This window comes from Paenibacillus sp. Y951, from assembly GCF_056786395.1.
The window spans coordinates 66,209-79,274 of the sequence record NZ_JBXCIY010000015.1; the positions used below are offsets into that span (position 1 = coordinate 66,209).

General features: G+C 38.7%; 7 protein-coding genes. 3 read left to right on the forward strand and 4 right to left on the reverse strand.

Going from position 1 to position 13,066, the window contains the following annotated elements; all coding sequences use genetic code 11:
• Positions 1 to 205 precede the first annotated feature (205 nt).
• The 3 genes from AC1TPB_RS18835 (at position 206) to AC1TPB_RS18845 (ending at position 4,375) form a co-directional block, all read left to right on the forward strand.
• Complete coding sequence (locus AC1TPB_RS18835; protein WP_482077940.1) at positions 206 to 358, forward strand: hypothetical protein; 153 nt, start codon at positions 206 to 208, stop codon at positions 356 to 358.
• Positions 359 to 2,668: a helix-turn-helix domain-containing protein gene (locus AC1TPB_RS18840; RefSeq protein ID WP_482077941.1), complete on the forward strand. Its 2,310-nt coding sequence runs from the start codon at positions 359 to 361 to the stop codon at positions 2,666 to 2,668.
• A gap of 66 nt (positions 2,669 to 2,734) precedes the next feature.
• Positions 2,735 to 4,375: an extracellular solute-binding protein gene (locus AC1TPB_RS18845; RefSeq protein WP_482077942.1), complete on the forward strand. Its 1,641-nt coding sequence runs from the start codon at positions 2,735 to 2,737 to the stop codon at positions 4,373 to 4,375.
• Positions 4,376 to 4,527: 152 nt separating this feature from the next.
• On the opposite strand, the gene AC1TPB_RS18850 is transcribed toward AC1TPB_RS18845, so the two are convergent.
• The 4 genes from AC1TPB_RS18850 to AC1TPB_RS18865 form a co-directional block, all read right to left on the reverse strand.
• Positions 4,528 to 8,448, reverse strand: coding sequence for a lamin tail domain-containing protein (locus tag AC1TPB_RS18850; protein ID WP_482077943.1), 3,921 nt, complete (start codon positions 8,446 to 8,448; stop codon positions 4,528 to 4,530).
• A 343-nt stretch (positions 8,449 to 8,791) separates the two neighbouring features.
• Complete coding sequence (locus AC1TPB_RS18855; RefSeq protein WP_482077944.1) at positions 8,792 to 11,035, reverse strand: FtsX-like permease family protein; 2,244 nt, start codon at positions 11,033 to 11,035, stop codon at positions 8,792 to 8,794.
• Between the two features lie 6 nt (positions 11,036 to 11,041).
• Complete coding sequence (locus AC1TPB_RS18860; RefSeq protein ID WP_482077945.1) at positions 11,042 to 11,743, reverse strand: ABC transporter ATP-binding protein; 702 nt, start codon at positions 11,741 to 11,743, stop codon at positions 11,042 to 11,044.
• Positions 11,744 to 12,158: 415 nt separating this feature from the next.
• Positions 12,159 to 13,052 (reverse strand): sugar phosphate isomerase/epimerase family protein, encoded by an 894-nt coding sequence (locus tag AC1TPB_RS18865; protein WP_482077946.1) that lies wholly within the window; start codon positions 13,050 to 13,052, stop codon positions 12,159 to 12,161.
• Positions 13,053 to 13,066: the final 14 nt, after the last annotated feature.

Here is a 13,066-nt window from a genome sequence, read left to right on the forward strand (position 1 = left end):
GGCAGCTTCAATCTTGTCTGAAACAATGCAAGTCGAGCTTCACTCATTCATTTTGTCCGGTATGCCGTTACTGTAACATTGGGGTAGTCCAGCATCTATAGAACAATTGCCGCTTTATATCAAATCCGTACGTTTTGACTATTTTATTGCATAAAACTTACAATTAACCATACATACATGAACAGATAGGCTGCAGCCATTCATTATGAATTTATGGATTTATGGATTTATGGATTTATCGATTCAAGGTATTTCTAAAGGTTGCTTTGTTAAATTATTATTAAGACGCTCACTTGTCCGCGGGCTATTGTATAATGATCTAATTATCTGGAAGTTATTCGTGAAGGAGGAGAAATAGATGCTCAAGCCATTCCAGTCTGTTTGGTCCAAGATGGTTATTTCCTATCTCGCTGTCGTGCTTGTCATTGCGCTTCTTCTCGGTTCATTCTTTTATCTCTTCTTTTCCCATCAATATAGTGAAGAAATCAGAATCAACAAAGAGATGATGTTAAACAATACAGTCAATCATATTGAGAGCTCTGTCATTGAGAGAGTCAATCAGATTTATCTATCTCTGGCTCTAGGAAGCCCCGTCAATATTGATTTAGATAAGTTTAAGGGAAACCACAGCAAAGTTGTAGACATTCAACAGCTGCTCAAAAATCAAGTGCAAAATCATTCGGATCTGATACAAGCCATTCATTTATATGATTCTGAGGAACATTTCATGATCTCATCCGTGCACGGGCTGCTGCTCTATGAGAGTCCCCCTTCGGGTGCGGTTAGCACGGCCGATTGGATCATTGCGATGAAAGAAACCCAAGAAAGCTCCTTATGGATGCAAACTCGCATAGTGCCTGAGGATCCTTATACCGTGTTAACTGAACAAAGCAACATGAATCCTTTAATCTCCTACGTTCGCAGCTACCCATTTCAATCTTCTGGGCAAGACTCTGAACTCATGATGGCGATTGATATCAAAGAATCTGCTGTCAGCCAGATCATCGAAAATATGATCCCTGCTGACTATGAACGTACATATATAGTGGACCAGGATGGAGCAGTCATTTCTGCCACGGACAAATCTTTGCTAGGGAGCCCCACGGAGGAGAGTTCGTTGATTCAGTCCCTTCTCTCTTTGAACCCTTCAGATGCGAGCTTCACGCATACATTTGACCATGGGTCTTATGTCGTTTCCCATGATCAATTTTCAGGAAACGGATGGAAGATTTACACGACCACACCCGCTAATAGCTTCTATTATAAAATGGATAGCTTGAAAGAGGACGTGATCATTATTTGCTTGTTGGCTGTCGCGGTTGGGATTGCTATGTCAACAATCTTTACGGTTGCCGGCTACAGCCCTCTAAAACGAATCATGAATAATATCAAGAGCGGGCATAACAGCCCGGTCAACTCAAAACAGAATGAATATCGGTTTATCGATATTGCTATCAACAGCCTGTCCAATAAAGTTGATAATCTTGAAGAAACACTACAGGACAACCAAAAAATGATTAAGCATAATATCATACTTAATATGTTGAATAACCGTTTCACGCCGGAGGAGCTAACAGAACAGCTACAGTCAATTCGAATTTCGATGGCCTACTCCCACTTCCAGTGTATGGTCATTGACCCCGTCAGTGAAAAGTGGAAGGAGTTGCAGCCGCGACAGCTGCAGCACACACTGTACAGTATGATTCATCAGCTGGAGACAGCAGAAATCGATGAAACCCAGCTATTTGCGGAGGAATTGCAGGATCATAAAATAGTGGTGATCATCTGTACAAACCAACCGGAAGTCTCAGATCAGATTGCAAACTTCATTCTCTCTGAAGTGAGAAGCAGATTCGGTTTAGAATTTGCCTTATCGTTAGGCAGCTGGGTGGAGCAGTACACTGACGTCCATACTAGCTATCGTGAAGCCAACACCTTAATTCGGTACAGCTATTTCTTTCCCGCTCAGTCTGTCATTCAAGATCTAGAACTGCTGAACAGGGAAATTAGCAGTCTCGAAATTCCAGACTCGTACCTGATAAACTTTGAAAAGAAGCTGCAGACTCGAGATTTGGATGGTATTATTCAAGCCATTGCGGATTTGTTGTTGGAAATAAAGGAAGGCATGTATTCAGCAGAGTACAGTCGCATCATATTATTAAAAATGGTCTCTATTTACTCTGACAGCATCAGCCAAGTACGTTGGCAGCCTGCCGAGACGAACTCACTGAATTTGTACAAGCAATATGCGTTGATCTACAATATTAACTCATATTCGGAATGGTTGGTCCATCTAGTAACCGACTTTGTTCAGCATATGGAGAAGCGCAGCGAATTAAGAAGCATCGATACAATCACAGCTGTAAAAGCATATGTTAGCGATCATATTTCAGGTGATCTCACCCTTGATCAAGTCTCCGAGCAAGTGTTTATCAGCTCCAAATATCTTAGCAAAATCTTCAAGGAAGAAACTGGCATTACCTATTCCGAATATGTTACGAACCAGAGAATGGAACGAGCGCGTGAACTCATGGCACAACGAGATTTGACTGTTGAGCAGGTCGCCAGTACTGTCGGTTACCGTACCTCTGCTTATTTCATTAAGAAGTTTAGAGAAATTCACGGCTGTACTCCGAAAAACTTTATGCGTAGCCTGATGAACAACTGATTTGCCTATTCATCATTAAGACCGTTATACATTCATCCAGATCAACCAAATTGGGAAGGAAATATTATGAACGTCAACCTTTCAAGAACTCTAAGTCTTTTTGCTGCAACTATTATCCTTATCGCATTCATGAGCAGTTGTACCGTTTTATCGGAGGATAGAAAAAAAGTGCAAGAGCAGATCAATTCTGCAAGTCCTGACGCTGTTGCAGCGCCGCTCTACACGATTTCATGGACAATGCATCAAAATGCCACTGTTTCTGAAGATGCGGAGATGATCGAATATATTGAGGAACACTTTGATGTCAAGCTAGATATGTGGAACCTTGAGAACAAGCATTATGAGGAGCTGCTGGACTTGGAACTAGCCCAAGAAAGAATTCCGGACCTCTTTCGGATCAGACAGTCACATGATCTGCTCAAGTATGAGATGCAAGGGGTTTTAGCGGAAATTCCCGAAGAGGTGCTGAAAGAATATGCGCCTAATATTGTGCAGCGAATCGACAGCTATAATCCTCGTTACTTCGAGTACGGAAAAATAAACGACACCTTGTATGGCATTCCAGTCATCAATCAAACCAACATATATCGAATCCCTGTCATATATCGAGAGGACTGGCTTGAGCAGCTGAGGCTGGACGTTCCGGAGACGTTAGATGAATTCGAGGCCGCCATGTATGCTTTTGCTAACGGTGATCCTGATGGGAACGGTAAGAAGGATACCTATGGCCTATCCAAAGAGGGCATGAATGTTGTGTTTGGCGCTTTTGGTCAGTCCGTTTTTACCGAACAGCTCTATTTTAATATGAAAGATGACCAACTCGTGATCGGCGCTTTAGAGCCTGAGATGAAGGAAGCTCTTGCTTATCTACAAAAATGGTACCAAGACGGGATCATCGACCCAGAGTTTATAACCGGTGAAAATAAAGGCGGCTATAAGCATTTGTCCCACGCTTTTATCAATGGCAGAATTGGGATGACCTCGATGGGCAACTATTATCATTGGACCCAAGAGGGCGATTACAACGTTCTCAATGTACATGATGAAGAAATCCCAATTGGGGCCTCATACAATGTCTATGAACTCCTACAGAAGAACGCAGCTGCTGATATTGTATTTGCTCCTCCTGTTATTGGCCCTTACGGGCACAGCGGTTCAAAAGCTTACAATATGTTGATGAGCTTTATCGCCATCGGAGCCGATACTGTGAGCGAGCCAGGGAAGCTGGAAAAAATCCTGGAGATACTGGATTATGTTAGCGCTAATCCCGATCCAGTGGAGCAGATTAAAATGGAGTACGGTCTTTCAGGGAAGCACTGGGACTGGAGCGCTGAATTTGCAAAGGAGTTTCACATCCTTCCTCCATATAACAACATGGATAACTACACGAATATCATCGGCTCCCGTATTGGCATGGCTGTCCCCGGAGTGCTTTCGGACCGGCGGGAGCAGTGGGCTGCAACGTTGGGCTTGGAGGAAAACGGCATTTATAATAAGCTGGAGGTTGCAACCCCCTCCTTAATTCAACATACCCCTGAACTGACTAGCATGAGGGACAAAGCATACATCTCTATTATCACCGGCGACCAGCCCGTTGAGTACTTCGATACCTTCGTGAAGGAATTCATGGAGGCAGGTGGGAAACAGGTGTTACTAGAAGCCAATGAATGGAATACCCGGTATATGGAGGCAACTCCTGCGCGATAACTATGACACTAGTAGGGCTGACACACTCATCAGCACCATATCCGAATCCACCAGATCGCAAACCGCCCCCCACCCTATTGACTGAACCCATGCTGGGCACACCACAAAAAATCTCCCTTTGGTGAATTCCAAAGGGAGATTTTCCATTTCATTTACTTAACAAACTCAGTTACAAAATTTTTGAATATGGTGGCCACTGCTGCTCTGTCGGCATTTGCTTTTGGTGCGAATGTGTTTCCGGAAATTCCGCTTATAATGCCATAACTTTGTAGTGTTGTCACTTCATCCTGTGCCCAATCGCTCACTGCGGTTGCATCTGCAAAGGCTGGCTTGCTCGTGCCTACTAATTCAATGCCCTTATACTCAATATAGTTATGGATCATGACAGCCAATTGCTCGCGAGTGATAGGTGCACTTGGATCAAATTCCCCATTTCCTACACCTGACACAATCTTATTATCAGCTGCCCAAGCAATTGCAGCGCCATACCAAGCATCCTTATCAACATCTACAAATACTGATGTGTCGTAGCTCGTAAGGTCTGCTCCTTCTATATTTGCAATGACCTTGGCAACCATAGCTCTTGTCATTTCGTTATTCGGTGCAAACTCATTATCACTTACCCCATTGAAGAACTGGCGAGCTGCTACAAAGTCTACTGCATCTGCATACCATTGTGTGCTCAATACATCTGCAAACTCCACTTTATTGTAGCCAATAACAAAGCTAGAGAAGTGGTTAACCTTCATCGTTACTGTACCAGCCTCAGCATCATATAAACCCATGACATGTTCAAGGTTTCCGTTCTTGTCCAGATAGTATACTACAATAGCGTTCGGATTCTCGCCTTGACGTAAGGTGTACGGAACGGATACGCTCGCTAATCCACCATTGAAATCACTAATCTCTTCCTCACCACTTGTTACTGTAAAATCGAATATCAGTCTGTCCGCAATCTGTTCTTTAGTAACTCCAGACACTGAAAGTGTGCTCGGATCAACAACGCTAGCAGATATCTTTATATCAGCCTTAGCCGCATCGGCAATTGTTTTTAGAGTTATATCGTCAAACGTGATGGTTGCAATTGGTGAAGCAATAAAAAATGCTTCAACCCGAGATTCGACTAATGCGCTCATCGATTTATTTGGAATCATCATTTCAACTTTTTTGACATTTGCTACGGCAGCTACTTTGATTTCAACAATGGTTTCTGTTGTGTTCGCAGCTTCCACGAAAGCAATGGCTTCTGCTATTGCTTGTTCAGTTAGCACTGCTGTAGCAATACTGCCTTCAGAAGTTTGTGTTAACTCGGTAGTAACGTTGATTCTGTTCTGATCTACTTTCGGCGCGCTAGGAGGTACTGTTTCATTATTACTGCCTCCAGTACCTTCATTGCCTGTATTTCCGGAGTTATCATCTACACTTTCTTTATAATCAGATGCAATAGAGCCTATAGTTAAAGAGCCTGTTTTTTCGCCATCTTTAAATCGATACACCGGTCTTTGACCATTTCTAGTAAAGCTTGCATCTGCAATGGCAAATCCTTCATTATTAAAACTAATATCGACACCACTTGCTGGCATGATATGAATAATTTCTGTTTCTTTATCTCCATTAAATGATATTTTTGCTGCACGATTATTATATCCATTATCCGCAACAACCCACAATACATTTTCATATGTATCGTAGTCAAGAGCCATTGCTCCACCAATCTTTCCATCAATATCAGCAATTTGCACCGAACTTCCATCTTCATTTAGAACATATGCATATACATGACCGTTATCTTCTAAAGCTACAAAGAACACACCACTTGCAATTGCATTTGGATAATTAGTAGCATCAAACACTGCAGTCGTATTTTGGTCATAAAGCTTACCTTCAACATTGGCGTTTGATACCCATTCTACAGATTCAATGCCCATATTGGCAGAAACCTGTGGTAATGATGCGGTTAAATCCCATTGCTGTAATGCAACTAAATCATCGTCTTCTTTATGTGGATCAACGCTCAAAATCATATTAAAGTTTACGCCCTTAACATTGTTATCACGTTCAGAAGCAATATAAACAATACCGTTTCCATCTACTGTAATTCCTTCTGCATCTGGTCCTGCTGCTCTTGCATCATCTGCATCCTTTTGGAATCGAACACGCTTGCCATTTTCAAAACCTTTTGCAAAACTTAACTCTCCATTTTTTGAAACGTCTAAAATCCAAAACTTACCTGTCCCGTTATCAACTGCATATAATTGGCGATTAAAGAAATCCAATCCTGAAGAATCCTCTAAAAATGTCGGTTCATGGTCAAAAATCACGACTTCACCATTACCGGGCCATGCACTCATTTCAGGAATACCATCAAATTTATTTGGTGCACCAACCGTTGCTTCTTTTGTATTTCTATACTCATTTCCAGTTACATTTGGATACAATCCCCAAGTAGGATTTGTATGGTCTGGCCATGTTGTGCTAGCTATTAATCTATCATTTTCAAATAGACGTACAGAATCATTCTTTCCAAGTCCAAAACCAAATGTTTCTTCTGTTAATACCAAAAATCCATGTGCTGGAATTGTTGTACCATTAGGGATAACATATTGATGTGTATCATCACTATCTTTAATTACTATTCCCGAAATATCTAAAACTTCGCCTGTTGGATTAGCAAGCTCTATCCAATCAGGTCCCTTATTTAAGTCATTTGACTGTACTTCATTTAATATAACTGGATTTGTTACAATATTTGCTTTTCCCTTAGTCGAAGTGGGAAATTCTACAAGTTCGCCTGTTCCATCTGGAATGCGTGCGTATACACCATTTGCATGTATTTCCCACGAATATTCTGCAATGGACACACCATCTTTATTAAAAATAGTAACTTGATCAGCCTTTCCTAAGCCAAATGTAAAATCCTTATTACCATCAAAAACATAAAATGCGCCTGGATTAAGAATTGTTCCATCTACTACGGGTGTTATATCTGCAGCATGTCCTACTGGGTCATCATCATATAAATACCAACCAGATAAATCTACGGCTGTAGTTCCTACATTATAAATTTCAACCCAATCGGTTTCATCATCGTTAGACTCTACTTCATTGATTACTATCTGAGGTTGATACCAATCGTTTTTTAACCCCTTTGTTTCTTTCATTAATCCAAATGTACCAGTCCCATCTGGATATCTTCCGAAAGACGCCAATGAATCATTACCTTCATAACTAGCATGGCCAGTCCATGAATAGTCATCTAGTAAATTCCCTTCATTATCATATAAACGAATAGAATCTCCTGAACCAATACCAATTGCTTCTTGGAATTCACCTGCAACATAAGCTTTTGTCTGATCATTATATACCTGACCATTCATACTTGCATCAACTACAAACAGTTCTCCTGCTTGCAGTTTTGTTCCTTCTGCAAATTTCCAACGATGGTCATCAGAATTGTCGCGAATTTCATAACCAGAAAGGTCCATCTCTTCTGTTCCTATATTCATAAACTCTACCCAATCATCCGGCGCAGAATTAATCTCATTGATTACTAATCTATGTTTAGGTAATTCTTCTTTTTCTACAATATTTAACTCACCTTTGGTTGGTTCCTGATCAACAAATTCTCCTGTACCGTCTGGAACCCTTGAATATGTACCAACTGCATGACCTGAATAAGTATACGAGTCCAATAAAGTAGTGCTACTATCATATAAAAAAACTGTATCTTCTTTTCCCAAGGACAGATTATTTAACACAACATCATGCTCAATAACCAAAATTTCGCCAGCTTCTAATACAGTCCCATCCTCAATACGCCATTCCTTATTATCTACCAACCGCTCCAAACCTTTATCATCTGTAACAAACCATCCACTGATATCCATATCACTATTGCCAGTATTAATAATTTCAATCCAATCTATATCTGCAACTGCATCATTAGATTCAATTTCATTAATAAAAACTGTATTTTCTACTTCTGATGCCTGTACATAATACGTTGGAGATATTACCATGGATGCAATAATAAACATGCTTAACATACTCATTGCTTTATTTCTGTTTTTCATTTTCACTGCCCCTTTTTAATTTTTATCATTTTATTAAGTACTTGCGAAACGACACAACGACGTTTGGACTCGTAAACTAAGCTTTATTCTGAGTCTCTGTCCTAATAATGAGACATCATTGTTAAATTCAAACGCACTTTATGTGATAAGTTTGTAAATTTGAAAACAAAAAAACAAGATGCCGGAAGCTAATAGCCTGCATCTTGTTTTCTTTTTGAACGCTGTATGATGTAAGTTTTGAAGTAGTTTCTATCCGCTCTGCTTAACTTATTATTACAAGTAATTACCTCTACCAAATGTAGTTCATCGTTCGCAATAGAAATTATTTGATGGTTGATAATATTCATGTATTCATAAGTCTCATGAAATTTCTATCTTTAAAAATACTGTATACAAAGATTGAAGCAATTAGGTAGAAGAATAGAACAGCACTCATAGAAAGAATAACTATATAGATAATGCTAATTTCCATAGGAATATATAAGCTACTTCCCTTGGAAATCATTCCAAACAATAATTTCCCTAGCAACATAAAGTAAGGAATAGCAACAACAATACCTAATGATAGCGGATATAGATAACCATTAATGGATATTACAAATATCTCCTTATTACGATATCCCATTGCCTTAAATAATAAGATTTGGTCCTTGCTATTTTGCAGCATAATATATAGTGCAATACTCATCAATATTATGCTAAGTACAATGCCAATAATCAGTAAGATTAGACCTATCAATTTGTATTGATTAGTTGACTGCTTTACAGCTAACAACGTTTCTTGTAGCTCGTTTACAATACTAATTTGAGCCTCATTAAATGACGGATGCGTCAAGGTATCAATATATAATCCATCAAATTCAACAATTTCTTCGTTGAAAGTATCATTATAGTAACTTACAGTAGTGTAAATTTCATTCCCCTGTAAACCTTTATGAATACCTACAATCTCTGCAGCAATATACAAATCTGATTGTGATAAAGCCAGTTCGTCTCCTACCTGCAGATCATACTTATTAGCAAACCATTTACTAATAATTACGCCGTCACTCAATCGATTTGTAATATTTCCCCCTGTATTATAGTCAATAAATTGAATGAAAGAATTACTTTCTCCTGGCTGTAAAATATACAATTCAGCTTCTTCTTGCTTCCCCTTATAATCAAATGTGTACGCCTTATTTCCGTAAGCTACATACTCATTAGAACTTTCAACATTTAATGTTTCTGAAAATCTAATATCATAAGAGTATGTAAATTGCTCCTCATAAGCCTGCACAATTCGTTGAGGAAATTCAAACATAGCAAAACTTAACAACAATTGTACTGCCAAAGCGAATCCTGTAAATATCATTAAACCTAAAACAAACGGATTACGTAATGCAAACTTATTTCTTAAGTTCAGTAGTTCATTTTTTCTAGTTGTTATTTTCAATAATACGCGCTTAAACTTACTATTTTTCTCATTACTCACGCCTCGAATGAGAGAAATTGGACTCTTTCTAAGCATAATGGCAATAAGCAACATGGAGCTGAACGCTGTTATGAAAACAAATATTATCGCGACAATTATGAAAAACAACCAACCATTATTAGATTCCAGATAAGGTATAATTCCATCTTGATTCATTAAAACAAATAAATCAGGTAATAACAAAATACTTATTATTTTACCTAAAATTATCGGTATTATTAACATAACAATAATAGGCAGGAAGCTCCTTATAATATAGCGATTTTTATATCCTATTCCTTTTAATATCCCATAAATTTCTTGATTATCTTTAATCATTTTATAAACTAGCATGGCTAGCATCACTAGAACAATAGTCATCAAAACACCAATTGAAATACCAGCAATCATTTGATTCATCGAAATTTTCAGTGACAAGGAATTCATTTCAACGTTATCAGCTGCATATTTGATCATATAAAAATGTTCAGGATTTAATTCACGATTTGATGCTTTTTCTGACCAAATTCCACCATAATAAATTTTCTCTTCGGCCTCAACTTGATTAAAAGTCTCATCACTCAATTCAAGCAGCACAGCATGTTCTGGATGATATGAGCCAAATCCTTTCAATTTCATATTAGGTTGAATTTGTCCTGGAAAACCTGCTATACCACTAATTTCGTATGATTGATTAAGGAATTCATAAGAGTCACCAACTTCTAGTTGAAGCCTTGTCGCAGTATTAACGTCAATTACGATTTCATTTGCTTGACTGCTTGCTTTACCAAACAGATAGTATGGTTCGTTAACGAGATGTTGTTGCTTTAATATTTTATAGGAGATAGATTTTTCCGTAACTAATTTAAGATGCTGTTGTTCTACATCAAACTTATAAGTTTCAGCATAATTGTTCACAGTCTCTTCAATAGACAAAGTACCATCTTGTTTCGGAATAAACTGAAAATCCTCTTGACTGTTAATCTCATAGATGTTTACAACTTGATTCATTTTCTCATTTAAGGAGATTAATGAAAAAAACAATACGCTCATAATAACTAATAAAGCCGAAATTGCTGCAAATAACCATCTGTTCTTCTGAAGAATATATCTAATTGTGTGCTTAAATAACATAATTCATCACCACTCAATCTCATCAATGGATAATGGAGATATTGTTGTATTCACTTCTTTAATCTTTCCGTCCTTCATGCGAATGACCCTGTTTGCTAATAAAGAAAATGCTTCATGATGAGTTACCATAATGATGGTCACGCCATTCTTCTTGTTCAATTCGAGTAACAATTGAATGACCATTTTTGAGTTTTCGATATCTAATGCACCAGTTGGTTCATCACAAAAGATTATTTTAGGAGACTTCACAATTGCTCTGGCAATTGCTGTACGTTGTTTTTGTCCACCTGATAACTGATTGGGGTATTTGTCCTTATGCTCTAGCAAGCCTACTTGCTCAAGAATAGTTGAAATAGAAAGCTGTTCTGAAGTTAAGTATTTTCCAACTTGAGTATTTTCGTAGACCGTTAGTGTTGGTAATAAATAATATTGCTGAAAGACTAAAGAGACATCTTGTCTGCGATATTCGCCGAGCTGCTTTTCTGTAAACTTAGAAAAGTTTTGTTCATTATATTGAATTTCCCCACTATATTCATTATCAAGTCCACTGAGCACATTTAGTAACGTAGTTTTCCCTGAACCAGAAGGTCCTAAGATTGTAACAAATTCTCCCTTTTCGATTCCTAATTTCACATTTTTCAGTACAGAGGTTGTTACCTCACCATTAACATATTGTTTATTTAACCCCTTCACTTGAAATAACGACATTTCTCACACTCCTAAACTTTTGTCTTTTCTAAGCTTATCTGATTTATCAATTTCAGTACTTATCCTTCTAAATTTCCATTTTTGCACCTCTTCATATAATTGTATTCTTATGGGGTTATTGTAACATACTGCATGGATTTGTTAATTAATACAAAAAACTAATTATCGTAAACTATCAATTTTTAGCACTAGATTGATATGAAACGTAAGTAGAGCATATGTGACAAGCCCTTGTTTAGAAATAAAGCTGCTGAATGACAAAGATGACGCTCGGATGAAATAATCCTGAGCGCCATCTTTATGTTCTTGTAGGTTGATCTACGATCGATTTTACATCATGGCCATTTTGATGCATCAGTATTACTAATGTTACTGACGATACAAATCTATAAATCTATAATCTGACTTAATGCCTTCAACTCGCCCTATAGCGCTTAAGAAATTGAACGGCTTTGTTAATATCGCCTTCGGGATTCGTACCAACTTCGCGCTCGATTGTTAAGTAACCAGCATAGCTAATCTCTTGAAGAGCACGCAAGTAAGCAGGCCAGTCAACGCCGCCCTCACCAAGCGGAACTTCGAGGAATGCTGCCCCACTCTCAGCCATAATCGCAAGCTCCTCATGATTGAGTGATTTCTCATAGCCATATTCACCATATACATCGCGCGGATCGATATGAGCTAGCTTAATACCGTCCTTCGCATGTGTATGAACAATATAGTCTTTTAGCGTATAAACACCTTGTACGGGATCATCGCCAGTAACCATAACCATATTGGCAGGATCATAATTGACCGATACCCCTTTTGTACCAAGTCCATCTAGAAATCCTTTCAAATGCGCGGCTGACTCTGGTCCAGTTTCGATTGCAAAATAAGCATTCATATCGTGTGCAAAACGACTAAGCTCCAAGCAAGCTTTATGCATCGTTTCATATATTGGGCTATTCTGATCACTTGGAACGATACCGATATGAGTGGTCACGATATTCGTTCCTAACTCCATTCCAAGCTCCATTATCCGCTTTGACTTATCGATCTTCGCACCGTTTTCCTTCGGATCCTGGAAACCATGTCCACCTAGATCACCGACCAATGCGGAGATTTCGAGTCCCAATGATTCGATATAGGACTTTAAATCTCTTCTCGCCAGCGTAGATAGATTAGCAGGATCAAGTTCGCCAGCTACCGCATACATCTGTACGCCGTCTGCCCCAACCTCTTTCGCTTTAACAAGACCGTCTGTAACCCCAAGCTTAAAGCTGTCTACAATTACGCCAATTTTATTAGTAATGATAGGTGCTTGCATATTCTACACACTCT